Origin of the sequence: Caballeronia humi, assembly GCF_001544475.1 — a bacterium.
Classification (GTDB): domain Bacteria; phylum Pseudomonadota; class Gammaproteobacteria; order Burkholderiales; family Burkholderiaceae; genus Caballeronia; species Caballeronia humi.
On record NZ_FCNW02000006.1, the window covers coordinates 217,152 to 235,917 of the forward strand.

Sequence of the window (18,766 nt, forward strand, 5' to 3'; positions counted from 1 at the left end):
GGTGCCTGACGCCAAGCGCGGACGGCACAACGCACAGGAGAACCAAGCCGTGAACATTCCGCCGCAAGCGCCGCTCCATCTGCTGCACCGGGTGCCGGACGGCACGCTCGCCACGCATTCACGCGAGCCGCGCGGCTTCCCGTATCCGACCGCGCTGCCGTTCGCGCCGACCGCGCGCCATCTGCCGATGCTGCTCATCAGCCATCTCGCCGAGCACACGCGCAACCTGCAGGCGGATGCGCGCGCGGGCTTTCTCGTCGCGCACGCCGTGGACGGCAGCGTCCTCGAAGGTCAGCGGCTCACGATGCTCGGCTCGTTCGCGCCTGCGTCGCCCGAAGACGCGCCGGCTTTCGCGCGCCGCTATCTGCGCTATCACCCGGACGCGGGGCGCTATCTCGAATTAGGCGATTTCACCCTTTGGACGATGTCGCTGGAACGCATGCGGTTTATCGGCGGATTCGGCGCGATGGGCTGGCTCGATGCCGAAGCACTCGATCCGCTCGAACCGGTATCGACGAATGAGGAGTCGCAGCTTTGTGCCTTTTTTGATGATTTTGAACGGCGCCAGCCGACACTCGATTTATTGGGCGTCGACCGTTATGGATGCGATTTCCGGCAGAACGGACGTCGCAATCGTTTTACATTCGATAAGCCGAAACTTTCCTTTACCGATCTGAAAGCCGCTTTGTTCGACTGGATAGAGCGGCATCGCTAACATTACTTAAAATTTCATCGCGCGGCGAGAAACGATTCGACCCGATATATTTGCCGGCGTAACAATCGGTTGAACTCGGGTTGAACTCGGGTTGAACATGGGAAGGTCTAGGTGGAACTCTCATCCTATGAAACTTTGCTCACTTGGGTTTTGACTCAATTTCATTTGGCGGGAACTTGGAAGCATCCTGGCTATTGCGAATAGCGAACGCCACACGCCATGGTTCACTCTGCATCAATTGTTACGAACTAAATCTGAAAAACCGATTTTTAGTGTCCGCGCCAACATGCATATCTAATTCGATCTGTGTTAATCTGCGTTCCAATCCGAGGCCACACCAATAATTGGAAGCGAGCACACGACTCGCCTGTTTAGCAAACCACAAGGGAAATACCATGTCTTCATACAAGGAACTCCTCGCTCAGCGCGAGAATCTGGAACGACAGATTGAAGAGGCCAAGTCGCGGGAATATGCCGAAGTACTTAATGAGATCAAGCAGAAAATGGCTGATTATGGCATCACTCTCCAGGAACTGGCTGGCGGTCGAAGCGGCAAGAGTGCCAAAACCACGCGTGCACGCGCGGGCGTCGCCCCGAAGTACCGCGACCCGGAAAGCGGCAGCACGTGGTCTGGGCGGGGCAAGCCGCCGAAGTGGATCGCAGGACAGGAACGCGATAACTTCCTGATCCAGAAGTAATCGAGCCAGTGCCCAACGAGCCGCGCCATATAGCGCGGCTTTTTTGTTTTGGTGCGCCCGGTTTATCGTGTGGACGGGTGCGCTCGGTCGGAAAAATGAGAACGCGTCCTGTTCCAATAACTCGATGATTTCTAAGGGTAATTTGTTGACTCAGGCAGCGATCCGGTCGCGCGCTTGGTAATATAAGGCATTGGAATTAGTAAGAGCTATCTTATGTCGCTCTATGTTCCGCGGCCGGCGGAAAAACGGGAAATCGCGCGCAAGACAACGTACACGAGTATCGCGCTGAACGCGGTTTTGATGACGGCGCAGGTTCTTGTCGGAATATTCGCGCACTCTCAGGCGCTGATCGCCGACGGTATTCACTCGCTCGCCGATTTAGTCTCCGATTTTGTCGTCCTGATCGCAAACCGGCGCGGTGCCGCCGCCCCCGACGTCGACCATAACTACGGTCACAATCGATATGAAACCGTTGCTTCATTATTTCTCGGCGGATTGTTGATCGCAGTGGGCGTCGGGATGTTATGGCGAGCCGGGGAACGCATTGCGAATCTTCAGGATATTCCGCCTGTCCATTCGAGCGCGCTTATCGTGGCGCTCGTCGTACTTGTTTCGAAGGAAGCGCTATTTCGATACATGTTGCGCGCCGCCCAGCGCGTTCGATCCGCAATGCTGATCGCCAATGCATGGCACGCGCGATCCGATGCCGCATCTTCACTCGTTGTCGCGCTGGGGATTATCGGGAATATGGCGGGGTTTCAGGTGCTCGATCCGATCGCGGCCGCGATCGTCGGTTTCATGGTCGGGAAAATGGGCTGGAGTTTCGGCTGGGATGCGCTGCAGGACTTGTCGGACCGCGCACTCGATCAGGCTACCGCCGACGATTTACGCGCGGCCGTATTGAGCACGCCGGGCGTGCGCGAGGTGCATGAATTGCGCACGCGCAAAATGGGCGATCTCGCCATCGTCGACGCGCATATTCTCGTCGATCCGCTGATTTCGGTTTCGGAGGGGCATTACATCGCGGAATCGGCGCGGGCGGCATTGCTGAAAGATGCGCGTGTCGTCGATGCGCTGATCCACGTCGATCCCGAAAATGACGCCGATCATCCGCCGCCCCGCCATCTGCCGACGCGGACAACGGTCCAGGACGCCGTGCGAACCGCGTTGAGCGCGCAGAACCTCGCCTGCGATACGCTGAATCTGCATTACCTGAGCCGCGGCTTCGACGTCGACGTGCTGCTGCCGGCGGTATCGAGCGTGGAGGAACTGGCGCAGTCGCAGGAGCGCCTCGCACAGGTCGATTTCGACGCTTTGAAGCGTCGTCTGGGCGCGCGCGAGATCCGCATTGCACGCGCGATCAAAACGCCCACGACGCAAACCGCGGCCGAGCCGCGCTAGAAATTACAACGGCAGTTGCGTATCGAATTTGATCTCGCGCAGCACGACGCTCGTGCGCACTTGCGCGACGGCCGGAATCTTGAAGATGCGATCGTGAAGGAAGGCGTCGTAAGCCTTGATGTCAGGCGCGACGATTTTCAGGATGTAGTCGGATTCGCCGGTCGTGCTGTAGCACTCGGTGACTTCGGGGCACGTCGCGATCTCGCGTTCGAATTGCTCGACGCCGCCTTCGGTGTGCCGCGTGAGGTGAATATGCGCGAGCGCGCAGACATGCAGGCCGAGCTTTTCGCGATCAAGGAGCGCCGTATAGCGCTGAATCACGCCGGACTGCTCCATGTCCTTGATGCGCCGCCAGCACGGCGTGCTCGACAGCCCGACCTGATCTGAGATTTCCTGAACGGAACGGCGTGCGTCCAGTTGCAGGAGACGCAGGATTTTTTGTGAGAACGTATCGAGAGTCAACTGCGCCTCCGTGTGGTCGCGACCTGACTCTCATGGTAGAGGCGCCGGAAAATAAAGGCAATGCGGAGCGCCCGAACTGAGGGAGATTCCCTAACTCACCGTCAAGACTGCGCGGTTTTACCTTCCGGATTTGTCTGACTTGCACTGTCGGAGGAAGCGTCGGTTTTGCCGGCGATCGGTCCCGACGCCCGCAGTTCGGCGAGCATGTTGCAAAAGAGCGCGCCTTGCTCGATGGCGTCATCCAGCGCGACGTGCGTGTGCGGCAATTCATCGAACCAGTGCTTGGGCAGACGCGGTTTGATCGCCTTGCGATAGGGCAGGCCGGTCATCGCGAAGGCGAGCGTCTTGATGTCGAGCGCCGACCACGAAAACGGGCAGCGCTCGGCGAACTTCATCATGTACCAGAACATATAGGTGAAGTCGAAACCCGCCGGATACGCGACGAACACGGGCTTGCCAGGCAGCGCCTCCACCCATTCGACATAGGCGCGCAATGCCGTCTCGGGCGTTTGCAAGTCGGTGCGGCAGGCGGCCCAGGCTTCGGGCTGCGTCTTCCACCACGCCGCCTGCACGGGATGAGGCGCGGCGCCCTCGAGCGTCTCCAGATTCGCCGAGAACGTGCCGATCAGTTCCTTCTCCGCCGTGTAGGCAGCCGACGCGAAACTCAGCATCGAATGCGGGCCGGGGATGGGGCCGTCCGCCTCGATGTCGGTGCTCACATAGATTTCGGGAATTGCGTTGGTGGTCATGCGGGGACTCCGTCGCCGACGTAGGGATTGGTGCGGCGCTCGTCGCCGAACGTCGATGCGGGGCCGTGTCCGGGCACGAACGTGACATCGTCGCCGAGCGGCCACAGTTTTTCGCGGATCGCGCGGATCAGATCGGCGTGATTGCCGCGCGGAAAATCGGTGCGGCCGATTGATCCGGCGAACAGCACGTCGCCGACGAACGCCACCCGATGCGCACGGCTGAAAAAGATCACATGGCCGGGCGTGTGGCCGGGGCAGTGGTAGACCTCGAACGTTTCGTCGCCGAATTCGACGGATTCGCCATCTTCGAGCCAGCGCTCCGGCGTGAACGCCTGCGCACCGGAAAAACCGAAGCGTTGCATCTGCTCGGGCAACTGGTCGATCCAGAAGGCGTCATCGCGATGCGGGCCCTCGATCTTCACACCATAGTGGTCCGCGAGCGCCTTCGCGCCGCCGCAGTGATCGAGATGCCCGTGCGTGAGCAGAATCTTTTCGACGCTCACGCCTTGCCGCTCGACCTCGCCAGTGATCCGTTCGATATCGCCGCCCGGATCGACGACGACGGCGCGCCGCGTCGATTCGCACACGACGATAGAACAATTCTGCTGAAACGGCGTCACGGGGATCAGGGTCACTTTCATGGCTACAACGACGCGTAAAAATGTCCATTGTACCGGGGCCGGATTGGGCTCGTTGCGGCGCCGCAAGTGAGCCGAAAGCATCTCAAAAACGGCAATCTTTACGCTCATAGCGAAAATCAATGACAAAAATCGTAGTTCGCCCGGTCGAACTAATGTTTTTGGCTATAATGGCATCACTTGTGCATGTGTTCTTCCATGCCATCAACAGGTGAATTGTCAGGCGCCAGCGCGTTTTTACAATCACTGTCAGTAAGCTGTTGGGGGCCAAAAGCCTCGTAACTGCAACTCAAGCATCGTTTCATTCGATGCACACGTCTTGTCCAGCCAGGTGCGATGCGCCTGCTGCGGCCGAAGCTGCCGCGATGCTGGATGGGGCCTACGCCGCCGTTCCTGCGTTGTTCATCGCGCAAGAACGTGATTGCCACGTTCGATGGCGGCATGTGGGGTCTGGTCAGGCTGCCGGGGACAGGTTGCGCCAGACGTGAAAATTAACCGGGCGTTTGCGGCGAGGTACGTCGCAGCCGTGCATTGATTCGCCGTTCGCGAAGATCGAACGGCGTGTCGCGTTGCGCGGAAAAAGCCTTGAGTCGCCAGCATGCGCGCGGTTTTTCGCGGCGCAGGGGCGGCTCGACAACCGTTGATACACGTCTATGAATGCTCGACTTACTCGACATATTGGGAGTCTCTTTGCCGTTGCGATCCTGGCTGGCTGTGCCGCGCCGGGTTCCAGCGACTTGAGCGCTGCCAATCAGCAGCCGGGGAACAATTTCCTCAGCACAAACGATGCCCGTGCGGTCGCACCGCTTGCGTACGCGTCAAAGCTCCAAAACGTGCCGGCCGTCGCCGATGCCAAGCCGGCGGAGGCGCCGTCGCTTGCGAATGCGGCGCCGATCACGAGCGGTCCCGACGTCAGTGACTTTGAACAGCACGGCCGCGCGTCGTGGTACGGCCCGCGTTTCCACGGCCGCAAGACTGCGAGCGGCGAACGCTTCGACATGCACGCGCTGACGGCGGCTCACCGTTCGTTGCCGCTGGCATCGTGGATTCGTGTGACGAACACGGCCAATCACAAGACGGTCGTCGTGAAGGTTAACGACCGTGGTCCGTACGCAAAGGGTCGTATCCTCGATTTGTCCTATGCCGCGGCTGCCGCACTCGGCATGCGCGGATCCGGCACGGGTAACGTGAAGATCGAAGGCCTGACGCAGCAGGAAGCGCGTGAGGCGCGCGCCGAGTACGCTTCCACGCAGGCGATGAACTGATCAGCCGCTTTCATGCGCATCACCAAGAACGGGCCGTTTTCTAACGGCCCGTTTTCTATTCTTCTGCAGATTTGCTGAGCAGCAACGCTCTCGCATAAAGCGCATTGCGCGACGCTCCCGTCAACGTCGCCGCGAGTCGCGCCGCGCTGCTCACCGACAACTCCTCCAGCAGCATCGCCAACAGCGCGTCATGGGCGTCGTCGGCGTCTTCCTGCTGCGGCGCGCCTTCCACCACCAGCACGAACTCGCCGCGCTGACGATTCGCATCGCCCGCGAGCCACGTTGGCCCTTCGGCCAGGGTGCATCGATGCAGGCTCTCGTGTAATTTCGTCAGTTCCCGGGCGATCAGCAATTGCCGATCGCCGCCGAGCGCATCAACGAGTGCCCGCACCGTTTCGACGATCCGGTGCGGCGCCTCGTAGAACACCAGCGCCGCCGGCTGCTTCGCGTACGCCTGAAGTTGCGCCGCGCGCTGCTTCGATTTCGTCGCAAGGAAACCGACGAACGTGAACGCTTGCACCCACGCGCCGGCCGCGCTCAGCGCGGTCGTGAGCGCGCTCGCGCCCGGCAGCGGGATCACGGGAAAGCCGGCGTCGCGCACGGCATCGACGAGTTTCGCGCCCGGGTCCGAGATGCCTGGCGTGCCCGCATCCGACACGCACGCGATCCGCTCGCCGTTACGCAAGTGCTCGATCACGCGCTCGGCGGCGCTGCGCTCGTTGTGCTCGTGCACGGCGATCGACGGCTTCGCGATGCCGTAGCGAGCGAGCAGTTGCGCGGTGTTGCGCGTGTCCTCGGCGGCGATGCGGTCGGCGAGGCCGAGCACGTGCAGCGCGCGCAGCGTGATGTCGGCGACGTTGCCGATCGGCGTCGCGACGATGTAGAGCGCGCCCGCCGGATAGTGCTGGCCTTGTGCGAGGTCCGTGAGTTGAGTCATGAGGGCGGCCCGTTTGAAGGACGACATTGTGCCACGCGAGCGCGCGACAACTTTTAGGGAGGAGCGGTGTCCAAAACGGTCGGCGATGCTTTTGAAACACGCGCGCTCGAATATTTGCAGCGCCATAGGTTGCGGCTCGTCGCGCGCAATGTGGCGTGCCGCGGCGGCGAGATCGATCTCGTGATGCGCGATCGCGATGGCGCGCTCGTATTCGTCGAAGTGCGGGCGCGTGCAAGCCGCCGGTTTGCCGACGCAGCCGCGAGCATCGGCGTGCGCAAGCGGCGACGGCTGATTCGCGCCGCGCAACATTATCTGAGCGCGTGGCGTGGCGCGTGGCCGGCGTGCAGATTCGATGTCGTCGCGTTCGATGCGGGGCGCATCGTGTGGCTCGCCGATGCCTTTCGCGCCGACGACGCTTGAACTCGCCGCGCCTGATGCATGCGGTAAACTGCGCGGAGCCTGCATCCTTCGCCGACCTCGAGCGCGCTTGCCGCGAGCTCAAACGTCACACGCAACGAACCGCCGCGCACGACGCGGTCAAACACAAGACTCGATGTCCGTCGAACGCATTCAACAGCAATTCCGCGACAGCGCGGCAGTCACACTCGAAGCACTCGAAGCGCTGGCGGTCCCGATCACGGCCGCCGTCGATGCGCTCTTCGGCGCGCTGGCCAACGGCAGCAAAATTCTTGCGTGCGGCAACGGCGGCTCGGCGGCCGATGCGCAACACTTCGCCGCCGACCTGATCGGCCGCTTCGAGCGCGAGCGTCCGGGCCTGCCCGCGATCGCACTCACGACCGATTCGTCGATCCTCACCGCCATCGGCAACGACTACGCCTTCGAGCAGATTTTTTCGAAGCAGGTCCGCGCGCTCGGCCAGGCGGGCGACGTGTTGCTCGCGATCAGCACGTCGGGAAATTCGGTCAACGTGCTGGCCGCGATCCAGGAGGCGCACGAGCGCGAGATGATCGTGATCGCGCTGTCGGGCAAGGGCGGCGGCGTGATTGCCGAAGTGCTCGCCGAGACGGACATCCATATTTGCGTGCCGGCGGAACGCACGGCGCGTGTGCAGGAAGTGCATCTGCTGACGCTTCATTGTCTGTGCGACGGCATTGACGCGATGTTGCTGGGCGAAGACTGACGAACTGACTAACGATTCACCAAGACTGATTAACCAAGGGGAACCGAGTTGATGAACAAGACACGCGTCAAGGCGACGCTGGCGCGAGCCACGCTGATAGCGAGCCTGTTGTCGGGCGTCGCGCTGCTGCAGGGATGTCCGCTGCTGGTCGTGGGCGGCGTGGCGGGCGGCGCGCTGGTCGCGACCGACCGGCGTACGCTCGGCGCGCAGACCGAGGATCGCGAGATCCAGGTCAAGGCCGCCACGCAGATCAACCAGAACCTGCCCGACCAGGCGCACGTCAACGTGACCGTGTTCAACCGGCGTGTGCTGCTGACCGGCGAAGTGCCGAACGACGCCGCCAAGCAGAAGGCCGAGGAAGTCGCGCGCGGGATCAACAACGTGGGCGCGATCGTCAACGAGTTGGCCGTGCAGGGCGCGAGTTCGATTTCGTCGCGCGCCAACGATTCGTATCTCGAAGGCCGCGTGAAATCCGCGATGGTCGGCGAGAAGGATTTGTCGGCGAACTTCTACAAGGTGGTGTGCGAGCGGAGCACGATCTATCTGATGGGCCTCGTCACGCCCGACGAAGGCGCGCATGGCGCCGATGTCGCCGCGCGCGTGCCGGGGGTCGAGCAGGTCGTGAAGGTGTTCCAGTACATCAAGCCGGAAGAGGCGACGGCGCTCAACGCGGCTGCTGCGTCGGGCGCGAGCGCGACCACGACGGCGGCGCCGGCATCGACGGAAGCGACAGTCGGTGCCGTGCCGGATTCGTCGGTGAGTTCGAAGCCGCTGGATCAGCAGGCGCCCGCGCCGGTGAAGAACTCGGACGTGCATCCGGGGAATCCTGCGAAGCCGGTTACTAAATGATGCGGTTGTTTTTTTTGTTGTGCGCTGTGATGTTGATGGGCGCGTCGGCTTGGGCTGCCGATCAGCCTGTTTCTGCGGCCGATGGGATGGCGATCGCCCGCAGGAACGCATGCATGGGCTGTCACGCGGTGGATCGAAAGCTCGTGGGGCCGTCGTTTCAGCAGGTCGCGGAGAAGTACAAGGGTGACGCAAAGGCGTCCGAGAAGCTCGCGTTGAAGGTGAAGAACGGCGGCTCGGGCGTGTGGGGCATGATCCCGATGCCCTCCCATCCAGCGATGAACAGCGGCGATATTCAGGCCGTGGTGAGCTGGGTTCTGGCGGGGGCGCCGGCGAAGTAGGGCGGTATGTATTCGGGTCCGGACCACTTGGCAGACCGTCTGGACCCTGTGCTAGAATCAAAATTCGTTGGGGGGGTAGCTCAGCTGGGAGAGCGTCGCGTTCGCAATGCGAAGGTCGGGAGTTCGATCCTCCTCCTCTCCACCAAGGGTTCACGCATAAGCGCATTACATCGGAAGGTGTAGTGCGCTTTTGTTTTTGGAGGCGGCATGGTACGCCTCTCCGCCCCGCTGCTTCACGTTCTAAGCTAGGATCCCGGATGGTTCCGATCATTCCACAGGCCCAATCACGCATCGCTGGTTGAACTTCGTGCGCTAGTAAAAGTACATAGAGTGCCGAACTGATTACAGCAACGCTGATCACGACCTGCATAAACGCGGCAACGCTTGGATCGATCTTTGAAGCTTGCTCGCGTGCCAGCGGGACTTCTCGGTTGGATCGTCCTTTCCGAGAAAACATTAACGTGTCCGAGTCGTCGGCGGGGAAACGTCTTGGTTATTCGCGGACTCAACTGCGCGTTGGTTCCATGCGCTTTCCGCAATTTCCAATGCCTCGATGATGCGTGCGTCTGGTGCTGCGCGTATTTGATGTTGAAGCAAAAGCATCAGCAATATGCCAATGCACCCGGCACCAAGGGCAGCCAAACCTGTGATCACGCGTGCTCCCCAATTCGCTGATAAAGCAAAAAAAACCGCCCAATGCCGGGTGGCAGTGAGCGGACAAGATCGGAGAGTTACAACGACAACATGCGCATACATGGAGATACGCATGTCCGTCAGCATACTTGGCGAAGCGATCGGGCCCCATACGGAAACTCCTAAAAACAGGGGCATAGCACGATGACGCTTATCGCAGCACCCATATACCCGCTATCCCACCCTCAAGAACCCACAGAACCCCGCCGTAAAAGCTTTGTGCGCGACAACTAGCTCGCGTGGAAGCGTCCGATCAAAGCGGCCCGTCGAATTCGTCGGCGGCGCGTCGGACCAAGGGGAGACACAGATGAAATGGTTTGACCGCCTGTCCGTGATGAACAAGCTCTTGCTGTCGTTCGCGGTCGTGATCGTGATTACGGCGTGCGTCGGCGGGACCGGCGTCCTCGCGCTCGCGAAGATGCACGGCCTCACCGAAGACATCAGCGTGCATCACATGGACGGCCTCTATTCCGTCGAGGAAGCGAACAAGCACAAGCTCGACACCGACCTCGCCGCCGCCAACCTCACCTTCGCCGATGACGCCGGCAAGGAAAAGCTCAAGCAGAACATCAACGCATCGCTCGCGAGCATGCATCGCGCGCTCGACAACACCCGCGCGACCGTTTCGTCCGCCGAAGGCATCGCGCTCTACGACGACGCCGCCAAGCGCGCCGCCGCCTGGGAAGACATCGTGCTGATGCAGACCGGCGCGAAGCCGCGGCCTGCCGCCATCGATCAGATGGGCCTCATCGAGCGAGCGATCGCCGCGAGCGGTGAAACGCGCGTCGCCTTCGAGCGGCTCGTCGACTTCAAGCGGCGCAGCGCGACCGAAGCGCAGAAAGCGTCGGCGGCGGAGTACGAATCGATGCGTATCGTGATGATTTCGCTCGTGCTCGGCTCGATCGTCGCAGCCGGGCTGCTCGCGGCGCTGATTGGCCGGCGGCTCTCGAAGCAACTCGGCGGCGAGCCGGCGTATGCCGCGCAGATCGCCGATCGCATCGCGGCGGGCGACCTCGCGACGCGCGTCGCGATCCGCGAAGGCGACGACAGCAGCATGCTGCACAGCCTCGCCGGCATGAGCGCGAAGCTGGCGGACATCGTCGGCGGAATCCGGGAGTCGAGCGAGTCGATTCTGCTCGCGTCGCGGGAAATCGCGCAGGGCAACACCGATCTCTCGCAGCGCACGGAAGAGCAGGCGGCGTCGCTGGAGGAAACGGCGTCGAGCATGGAAGAACTCACGTCGACCGTGCGTCAGAACGCCGACAGCGCCCAGCAGGCGAGCGGGCTCGCGCGCGGGGCGTCGGAGGTGTCGGCGAAGGGGAGCGAACTGGTCGGCGACGTCGTCGATACGATGCGCGAACTCGCCGCCGGCTCGAAACGGATGACGGACATCATCGCGGTGATCGAAGGCATCGCGTTCCAGACGAACATTCTCGCGCTGAACGCGGCCGTCGAGGCGGCGCGGGCGGGCGAGGAAGGGCGCGGCTTCGCGGTCGTGGCGGGCGAAGTGCGCTCGCTCGCGCAGCGCAGCGCGATGTCGGCGAAGGAGATCAAGGAGCTGATCGAGGCATCGACGGCACGCGTCGACAGCGGCGCGCAACTCGCCGAACGCGCGGGCAGCACGATGGCCGAGGTCACGGACGCCGTCCAGCGCGTGACCGACATCATGGCGCAGATTTCGGCGGCATCGCACGAGCAGAGCACGGGCATCGAGCAGGTGAACCGCGCGGTCGCGCAGATGGACCAGGTGACGCAGCAGAACGCGGCGCTCGTCGAGCAGGCTGCGGCGGCCGCCGGCGCGATGGCCGATCAGGCCGAGCAGTTGAAGGGAGCGGTTGCGGTGTTCGAGCTGGAGCGCAGGGTTTAAGGCGCGCGGTGGCTTTGAAATTCCATTGAAAGCCGCCCGGCTCGCCCGGGCCGTCCAAAGGCGTTCCCCTCGCTTGTCAGCGCGAATCCCCATCCGTACACTCGCGCCTGTTTGCAAGACAAGCGCGCCGCACGGACGGCGCATCCACGCCAAGAAGGAGAGCGCCCATGTCCGATTCCTATTTCCCGCGCTGGCGGACCCAGCCGAGCGCCGACGCCGGCCGTGTCGTCGCGCCCGACGAGCGGCTTCCCTGGCCGCAGATGTTCGCAATGGGCGTCCAGCACGTCGTCGCGATGTTCGGCTCGACCGTGCTCGCGCCGCTCCTGATGGGCTTCGATCCGAACCTCTGCATCTTCATGTCGGGCATCGGGACGCTGCTGTTCTTCGTGCTCGTCGGCGGCCGCGTGCCGAGCTATCTCGGATCGAGCTTCGCGTTCATCGGGCTTGTGATCGCGGTGACCGGCTACAGCGGCCACGGCCCGAACCTGAACATCGGCGTGGCGCTTGGCGGGATCATCGCTTGCGGGGTCGTGTACGCGATCATCGGGTTGATCGTCGCGGCGATCGGTACCAACTGGATCGAAGCGCTGATGCCGCCGGTCGTCACCGGCGCGATCGTCGCGGTGATCGGGCTGAATCTCGCGCCGATCGCCGTAAAGGGCGTCTCGGCCACCAACTTCGATTCGTGGATGGCGCTCGTGACGGTGCTGTGCGTCGGCGGCGTCGCGGTGTTCGCGCGCGGCATGGCGCAGCGGCTCCTGATCCTGATCGGCCTCGCGATCGCCTACGCGATCTACGCCGTGCTCACGAACGGCATGGGCCTCGGCGGCAAACCGATCGACTTCTCGATCGTCTCGAACGCCGCGTGGTTCGGCATGCCGCACTTCACGGCGCCCGTCTTCAACGGCCAGGCGATGACGCTCCTCGCGCCCATCGCGATCATCCTCGTCGCGGAAAATCTCGGGCATATCAAGGCGGTCGGCGCGATGACGGGGCAGAGCCTCGACCGCTACATCGGCCGGGCATTCATCGGCGACGGGCTGGCGACGATCGCGTCGGGCTTCGCAGGCGGCACGGGCGTGACGACCTACGCGGAAAACATCGGCGTGATGGCGGTCACCAAAATCTACTCGACGCTCGTGTTCGTGATCGCTGCCGTGATCGCGATCGTGCTCGGCTTCTCGCCGAAGTTCGGTGCGGTCATTCAGACGATTCCGGGTCCTGTGCTGGGCGGCGTGTCGATCGTGGTGTTCGGGCTGATCGCGGTGACGGGCGCGCGCATCTGGGTCGTGAACAAGGTCGATTTCTCGGACAACCGCAATCTGATCGTCGCGGCTGTCACGCTCGTGCTCGGCGCGGGCGATTTCACGCTGAAGCTCGGTGGGTTCGCGCTCGGCGGGATCGGCACGGCGACGTTCGGCGCGATCATTTTGTACGCGCTGCTGCGTCGGCGTGGGTCGGGGGTGGTTTGAGGGTGCTTGAAGGGACACAGTTCGCGCGCGGTTTAAACGGGCGCAGACCGGCGCGGCTCGTGAGCGATCGAAATGCGCTCAGTCCGGCGCGACTCGCGCGCGGTCGGAAGAAAGCGCTAACCAGCGCGCCTCAAGCGCGGTCAAAACGCGCTGAACAACCTCAAACCGTCGCCCCTCTCTTCCTCGTCACGATCGCCGTCTCCGACAAATCGATCTCCCGCATCAGCTTGTTCAGCGTTTCGTCGTTGATCGTCTGATCGGCGCGCAGTTTCAGCAACGTGGCGCGCTCGGCCCTGAGCGCCGCCATCCTCAGCTTCGCCTCCACCGCCTCGCTATGACGCGCCGCCTTGCTCGGCGCTTCGTCGTCTCCGAGCGTTTCCAGCCGCCGACGATACGTGCTCATCACGCGCGCGGTCGTGTCCGCGCAGCGCGCCGACGACGCTTCGTCCATGTCGTCGATCAGCCGGTCGTGCGCATCGTCGATCGCGCGGATCGCCGCCTGCGCCGCCTGCCGCCGCGCGATGCGTTCCTCGGCCGCGTTCGGATTGCGGCTCGTGCGCTCGCCGCGCAGCAGCACCGGCAAGCCGACGACCGCCACCAGCAGCGACGCCAGAATCACGCCCGACGCGATGAAAATCGCCACGTCGCGGCCGGGCAGCGGCGTGCCGTCAGTCAGCGTGACGGGCAGCGCGAGCACGCCCGCGAGCGTGACGGCGCCGCGCACGCCGCCGATCGTCGTCATCGCGAGGGTGCGCGCGCCGGGCGCGGCGCTCTCGATGCCCTGTTTCGCGGCGCTGCGGCTCGCGAACCAGCGCAGCAGGTAGACCCACACGAAGCGCAGCGCGTAAAGCGCGACCATCACGGCCGCGACATAGCCGATCAAAAGCCACACCTGCTCGCTGCCGTCGCGATGCGCCTCGATCAGCGCGCGCCCGAGGATGTGCGGAAACTGCAGTCCGAGCAGGATGAACACCATGCCGTTGAACACGAATTCGATCATCGACCAGGTGCTCGTCATGCGCACGCGCACGACGGTGGGAATTCCTTCGCGCAGGCTCTGGATATTCATCATCATCCCCGCCGATACCGCCGCCAGAATGCCCGAGCAGCCGACGTGCTCGGCGATGAGATAAGCGGCGAACGGGATCAGCAGCGTGAGCGTGACGCCAGCGGCGGGGTCGTCGTCTTCGGAGAATTTCAGAAGGCGCGACGGAATCTCCGTGACAACCCAACTGATCGCCGCGCCGATCACGAGCCCGCCCGCCGCGATCACGACGAAGCTCACCGCCGCGTCCTGGAACGAGAACACGCCGGTCAACGCGGCGGCGATCGCGAATTTCAGCGCGACGAGACCGGACGCGTCGTTCATCAGCGCCTCGCCTTCGAGGATGTGCATCAGGTGCGCCGGAATCCGGTTGCGCCCGGCGATACCGGTGAGCGCGACGGCATCGGTCGGGGAGAGCACGGCGGCGAGCGCGAACGCGACGGGGAGCGGCATCGCCGGAATCATCGCGTGCAGGAAGTAGCCGAGCGCGCCGACCGTGATGAACACGAGCCCGAGCGCGAGCATCAGGATCGCGCGGCGCTGCATGTAGAGCTCGCGTTTCGGGATGCGCCAGCCATCCGCGAAAAGCAGCGGCGGGATGAACAGCATCAGGAAGATTTCGGGATCGAACGTGACATGCAGCCCGAAACCCGGCCACGCGAGCATGGCGCCAAGCGCGATCTGGATCAGCGGCAGCGGCAACTTGAACGGCAACAGGCTCAGGCCGACCCCCGAGAGCGAGACGACGAGCAACAGGATCAGAACGGTAAAGACGATTTCCATTTTTTTGAGAGAGCGCGGCGAGCGCTTGGAAGTCGGGCGACGAGACGCCTAGGATGATTGAAGAGCGAGCGGAAGTTTAGCCCCTCGATGCAAAAGGGCGCCCGGGAACCGCTTTCGTCTGACCGATTGCACTGCATTGGTGCGCACCGCACGCGTGCCTGCGCGCGTATGACGCTTCGCGGTGCATCGCCCGTGCAAAACCCCGACAAACCGGCGTTCGTAGCTGAGCACGGAGCTTGCTTTATCGATCGCCACGGGACGCCATAGATTCCCGGCGAGATCAAAGAGGGCCGTTGCATGAAAAGCGAATCGGTGGGAACGGGCGCGCGTCGGGGCGCAGGCCCGGGAGTGGGTAGAAGCCTCGTCGCCAAGGTCCGGGCTGGCCTGTTGGCGGTGCTTCGGACCCGGATGCAGGCGAGGATGCAGAGATGGTGATTGCGAATCCCGAAAAAGCGACGATCTCTCCGCGCAGCTTCGAACTCAGCGTGAGTTCGGGTTTTGACCGCTATTCGGTCGAACACGGCGACCTGACGCTCTCAAGCGTGTTCCAGCCGGTGTTCAGCCTCTCGCACATGCGCGCGGTCGGCTACGAAGGGCTGCTGCGCGCGCATGACGGGCTCGACCGCCCCGTGTCTCCGCTCGATGTGTTCGGGCAGGCGGCGCGCGTCGGCGAGGCGCTGCAGATCGACCGGCTCTCGCAGGCGCTGCACCTCGAGAATTTCAAGATGCTCGGCGCGCAGACCGAGTGGCTCTTCCTGAACGTCCATCCGGGCGCGCTGACGGAGCCCTACCACGCCGCCGCGCTGCTCGCGAACCTGAAGCGCCTGAAGATCGAACCACGTCGCGTCGTGCTCGAAGTGCTGGAGCAGCGCGCGGAAGACATCGAACGGCTCGCGGAAGCCGTGCAGCAATTCCGCGAGCACGGTTTCCTAATCGCGCTCGACGACTTCGGTGCCGGTCATTCGAATATCGAACGGATCTGGCAGCTCGATCCCGATATCGTGAAGCTCGATCGCGTGATGCTCTCGCATGCGGGGCACAACGTCCACGCGCCGACGTCCGCGCGAACGACCAAGCAGCGGCGCAACATGGAAGCGGTGCTCTCGGGCATCGTGTCGCTCTTGCACGAGGCGGGCAAGCTGGTGCTGATCGAAGGCGTGGAGACAGAGCACGAGGCGCAGTTGGCGCTCGCGAGCGGTGCGGACTTCGTGCAGGGATTTTTCTTCGCGCGGCCGTACCCCGGCCTCGCCGACAGCGTGCAGGCCCAAACCATCATCAGCGAGCTGACGGAGCGTTACCGGATGCAGACGGAAGCGCGCGAGCGGCGTGTCGCGACGCGTCTTCAGCCTTACGTACGCGCGTTCGAGCGGGCGGCCGAACGTTTGGCGGCGGGCGAGCCGCTGGAAGAAGTCTGCTGGAATTTTCTCGCGCTCGATAACGCGGCGCGCTGCTTTCTGCTGGACCAGAACGGCCGGCAGGCGGGGCGCAACGTCGTGCTGCGCGCCGACCGGGCGGCGCACGAGGCGCGCTTCATGCCGCTCGTCGATGCGCAGGGCGCGAACTGGTTGCGCCGGCCGTATTTCCGCGAGGCGCTCGGCGACCCGGAGCGCGTGCACGTGACGAAGCCGTATCTGTCGATCAACGAGGCGCTGCCGTGTGTGACGCTCTCGGTGGAGACGCGCGTCGGCGGGAAGCGCTGCGTGCTGTGCGGCGATATCGACTGGATCGACGGTGAGGATGACGACGCGTGAGCGTCGTCGTGACTGGCTCTAATCTCGCCGAGTTTTTAGACAGGTCGGGCAGACAGGTCGTCGGGTCATCGAGATATAGATGAGTTGGATGGGCGAATGGGTGCGTCGCAGGTGAAGCGCTCTTGGCCGGAGGGGGAGTGAAGTCCCGTAGGCATCTGAACGTCGAACTCGATGCGTTTGTCGTCGGGTAGTCGTTTATTCGTTCCATACTGAAAGCCAGGAACCAAGGGATACTTTTCGACATATGGGTCGGATTGACCCTTCACGACGTAGAGCGCGTCGTTCGTTACGACCATCGTATAGTTCTTCGACCTGTTGAATGGATCGAAGGTCTTCATGTACACCATTCCATGAAACGTCCGTCCGCTGTCGGTTGAATACGCCAAGGGCGTAGAACAGCTGCGATCCGAGCACGCGGTGTGGGGCGGCGCTGCCATCGGGAACACGAGATTTTGCCCGGTCGGGTCCGCATTAATCACTTTGCCTTGGAAATTTTCCAGAGCCTCCCGTCCTAATGCGGTGCGAATTCCTTGACGCGTGTCGACGTAGAACGAATCGCCATGAAAGCAATCGCTGTAGTTCTCGAACGATATGTATCGATAGTCGTCGATGCGGTAAATCACTTGCGCCGGCACGTCATAGTGCGGAATCGGTCGCGGTCCCGAATAGCGCGAGCGCTCCGCATCGGAAACGCACGCGGTACACGGGGCGACGCTCAGAATCAAAGCAAATTTAGCGATGTTCACTTTTAAAGTTCTTTCCGCAAGAATTTTGCGTCGGCTTCGCTTCTCGCCAGTTTCCAATTTATTGTTTGTCGATAAGATCAAACAGACAGGTTGTCGGGTCATCGAGATATAGGCGAGTTGGATGGGCGAATGGAGGCGTCGCAGGTGAAGCGCTCTTGGCCGGAAGGGGAGCTAAGTCCCGTAGGCAGCAATTTACTTTTTGATGCCCACGCTGATTGGTCGTGCAATCCCTCGGGATATGGCTGCAACAAATTGATTCCACTGACCAAAGGATATCGGCGGATAAGAGCGTCATAATCCATCTGTTCAACCACATATAGCGCATCACTGGTTACTGCCATCGTGTGACGCTTTGATCTAGTGAACGGATCGAAGGTCTTCATGTAAATCATTCCATGAAACGTCCGTCCGCTGTCGGTCGAATAGATCAGCGAAATTGAGCAGCCACGGTCACTGCACGCGCGTTCCGGCGGTTGAGACGACGGAATCACGATGTTCTTTCCAGTGGGGTCGGCATTAATCAACCGGCCTTGAAAATTCTCGATTCCATTGCGACCGAGTTTCTTGCGAATGCTTTCCTTTGTATCGTTGTAGTACGTGTCGCCGTGGTGGCAGTCGCTGTAGTTTTCCAGCGTGACGAACCGATGGTTGTCGATGCGGTAAATCACCTGTGCCGGCACGTCATAGTGCGGGACCGGCTGCGGTCCCGAATAGCGCGAGCGCTCCGCATCGGAAACGCATGCGGTACACGCGGCGACGCTCAGAATCAAAGCAAATTTAGCGACGTTCATTGTTAGAGTTCTTTCCGCAAAAGTTGTGCGTCGGATTCGCTTCTCGCCAGGTCTACCGTCTGTTTATCGACAAGATCAGGCATCGCATAATCACCTAGCGTGCCGGTGTTGAAATACGAGTCGTAGCCGGAAGTCCAGTCCGCTTTCTTGCGCAGCCTGATCCAGAAGTCCCGGTCGTCGTGAGCCTCACAGAAGCCGATCGGAAGATCGAAGGCCACGACGCGTTTCATGAATTCCGCGTTACCCGGCACGCTGCTGTGATCGGTCGGCTCGGGCGCGTAGGTGAAGATGCGCTCCAGCATCTCGTCTTGCGTCTCACGCGTTCGCGACCGGCCGTTGGGCGCGTAGATGTCTTCGCGATCCTTGAAGTCTTCTGGTTGGTAGATTGACGCCATGTAACGGAAATTCGCGTCCACCGGCTCGCC

General features: G+C 62.3%; 19 protein-coding genes and 1 tRNA gene. 12 read left to right on the forward strand and 8 right to left on the reverse strand.

Features of this window, described 5'->3' with window-relative positions; all coding sequences use genetic code 11:
* The first annotated feature begins 49 nt into the window (after positions 1 to 49).
* From AWB65_RS09780 to AWB65_RS09790, 3 genes are all read left to right on the forward strand, one after another.
* Positions 50 to 715 carry a HugZ family pyridoxamine 5'-phosphate oxidase gene (locus AWB65_RS09780; RefSeq protein WP_087666966.1) on the forward strand — a complete coding sequence of 222 codons (666 nt, stop codon included), beginning with the start codon at positions 50 to 52 and terminating at the stop codon, positions 713 to 715.
* Between the two features lie 395 nt (positions 716 to 1,110).
* Positions 1,111 to 1,413 (forward strand): H-NS histone family protein, encoded by a 303-nt coding sequence (locus AWB65_RS09785; protein WP_087659906.1) that lies wholly within the window; start codon positions 1,111 to 1,113, stop codon positions 1,411 to 1,413.
* 213 nt (positions 1,414 to 1,626) lie between these two features.
* Positions 1,627 to 2,814, forward strand: coding sequence for a cation diffusion facilitator family transporter (locus tag AWB65_RS09790; RefSeq protein ID WP_087666967.1), 1,188 nt, complete (start codon positions 1,627 to 1,629; stop codon positions 2,812 to 2,814).
* A 3-nt stretch (positions 2,815 to 2,817) separates the two neighbouring features.
* On the opposite strand, the gene AWB65_RS09795 is transcribed toward AWB65_RS09790, so the two are convergent.
* The 3 genes from AWB65_RS09795 to AWB65_RS09805 all read right to left on the reverse strand — a co-directional run bounded on the left by AWB65_RS09795 (position 2,818) and on the right by AWB65_RS09805 (position 4,666).
* On the reverse strand, positions 2,818 to 3,276 hold the full coding sequence (locus tag AWB65_RS09795; RefSeq protein ID WP_008352298.1) for an Lrp/AsnC family transcriptional regulator: 459 nt from the start codon (positions 3,274 to 3,276) through the stop codon (positions 2,818 to 2,820).
* A gap of 101 nt (positions 3,277 to 3,377) precedes the next feature.
* Complete coding sequence (locus AWB65_RS09800; RefSeq protein WP_087666968.1) at positions 3,378 to 4,025, reverse strand: 3'-5' exonuclease family protein; 648 nt, start codon at positions 4,023 to 4,025, stop codon at positions 3,378 to 3,380.
* The gene (locus AWB65_RS09805) at positions 4,022 to 4,666 is read right to left on the reverse strand and encodes an MBL fold metallo-hydrolase (RefSeq protein ID WP_087666969.1); all 645 of its coding nucleotides are present in this window, start codon (positions 4,664 to 4,666) and stop codon (positions 4,022 to 4,024) included. The genes AWB65_RS09800 and AWB65_RS09805 overlap by 4 nt, the downstream gene beginning before the upstream one ends.
* Positions 4,667 to 5,316: 650 nt before the next feature.
* Here AWB65_RS09805 and AWB65_RS09810 point away from each other — a divergent pair.
* A complete protein-coding gene (locus AWB65_RS09810) occupies positions 5,317 to 5,928 on the forward strand; it encodes a septal ring lytic transglycosylase RlpA family protein (protein ID WP_087666970.1) in 612 nt (203 codons plus the stop codon).
* Between the two features lie 55 nt (positions 5,929 to 5,983).
* On the opposite strand, the gene rsmI is transcribed toward AWB65_RS09810, so the two are convergent.
* Positions 5,984 to 6,865 carry a 16S rRNA (cytidine(1402)-2'-O)-methyltransferase gene (gene rsmI / locus AWB65_RS09815; RefSeq protein ID WP_087666993.1) on the reverse strand — a complete coding sequence of 294 codons (882 nt, stop codon included), beginning with the start codon at positions 6,863 to 6,865 and terminating at the stop codon, positions 5,984 to 5,986.
* 66 nt (positions 6,866 to 6,931) lie between these two features.
* On the opposite strand from rsmI, the gene AWB65_RS09820 reads away from it, so the two are divergent.
* The 7 genes from AWB65_RS09820 (at position 6,932) to AWB65_RS09850 (ending at position 13,225) form a co-directional block, all read left to right on the forward strand.
* Entirely contained in the window at positions 6,932 to 7,285 is a 354-nt protein-coding gene (locus AWB65_RS09820; RefSeq protein WP_087666971.1) for a YraN family protein, read from the forward strand.
* Positions 7,286 to 7,418: 133 nt separating this feature from the next.
* Entirely contained in the window at positions 7,419 to 8,006 is a 588-nt protein-coding gene (locus tag AWB65_RS09825; RefSeq protein ID WP_087666972.1) for a phosphoheptose isomerase, read from the forward strand.
* Positions 8,007 to 8,057: 51 nt separating this feature from the next.
* Positions 8,058 to 8,855, forward strand: a complete 798-nt coding sequence (locus tag AWB65_RS09830; RefSeq protein ID WP_087666973.1) for a BON domain-containing protein — start codon at positions 8,058 to 8,060, stop codon at positions 8,853 to 8,855.
* Between the two features lie 29 nt (positions 8,856 to 8,884).
* On the forward strand, positions 8,885 to 9,193 hold the full coding sequence (locus AWB65_RS09835) for a c-type cytochrome (protein WP_235007568.1): 309 nt from the start codon (positions 8,885 to 8,887) through the stop codon (positions 9,191 to 9,193).
* A gap of 69 nt (positions 9,194 to 9,262) precedes the next feature.
* Positions 9,263 to 9,338, forward strand: a tRNA-Ala gene (locus tag AWB65_RS09840).
* 855 nt (positions 9,339 to 10,193) lie between these two features.
* Positions 10,194 to 11,753, forward strand: coding sequence for a methyl-accepting chemotaxis protein (locus AWB65_RS09845; protein ID WP_087666974.1), 1,560 nt, complete (start codon positions 10,194 to 10,196; stop codon positions 11,751 to 11,753).
* A gap of 167 nt (positions 11,754 to 11,920) precedes the next feature.
* Positions 11,921 to 13,225 (forward strand): solute carrier family 23 protein, encoded by a 1,305-nt coding sequence (locus tag AWB65_RS09850; protein WP_087666975.1) that lies wholly within the window; start codon positions 11,921 to 11,923, stop codon positions 13,223 to 13,225.
* Positions 13,226 to 13,385: 160 nt separating this feature from the next.
* On the opposite strand, the gene AWB65_RS09855 is transcribed toward AWB65_RS09850, so the two are convergent.
* Entirely contained in the window at positions 13,386 to 15,053 is a 1,668-nt protein-coding gene (locus AWB65_RS09855; protein WP_087666976.1) for a Na+/H+ antiporter, read from the reverse strand.
* A gap of 428 nt (positions 15,054 to 15,481) precedes the next feature.
* Here AWB65_RS09855 and AWB65_RS09860 point away from each other — a divergent pair, with 428 nt between their 5' ends.
* Positions 15,482 to 16,804, forward strand: coding sequence for an EAL domain-containing protein (locus AWB65_RS09860; RefSeq protein ID WP_087666977.1), 1,323 nt, complete (start codon positions 15,482 to 15,484; stop codon positions 16,802 to 16,804).
* Positions 16,805 to 16,869: 65 nt separating this feature from the next.
* On the opposite strand, the gene AWB65_RS09865 is transcribed toward AWB65_RS09860, so the two are convergent.
* The 3 genes from AWB65_RS09865 to AWB65_RS09875 form a co-directional block, all read right to left on the reverse strand.
* Positions 16,870 to 17,550 carry a T6SS immunity protein Tli3 family protein gene (locus AWB65_RS09865; protein ID WP_125474102.1) on the reverse strand — a complete coding sequence of 227 codons (681 nt, stop codon included), beginning with the start codon at positions 17,548 to 17,550 and terminating at the stop codon, positions 16,870 to 16,872.
* 98 nt (positions 17,551 to 17,648) lie between these two features.
* Positions 17,649 to 18,341 (reverse strand): T6SS immunity protein Tli3 family protein, encoded by a 693-nt coding sequence (locus AWB65_RS09870; protein ID WP_087666979.1) that lies wholly within the window; start codon positions 18,339 to 18,341, stop codon positions 17,649 to 17,651.
* Positions 18,342 to 18,343: 2 nt separating this feature from the next.
* Positions 18,344 to 18,766, reverse strand: a 423-nt coding sequence (locus AWB65_RS09875; RefSeq protein ID WP_125474103.1) for an effector protein Tle3 domain-containing protein, incomplete at its 5' end; no start/stop codon positions are given.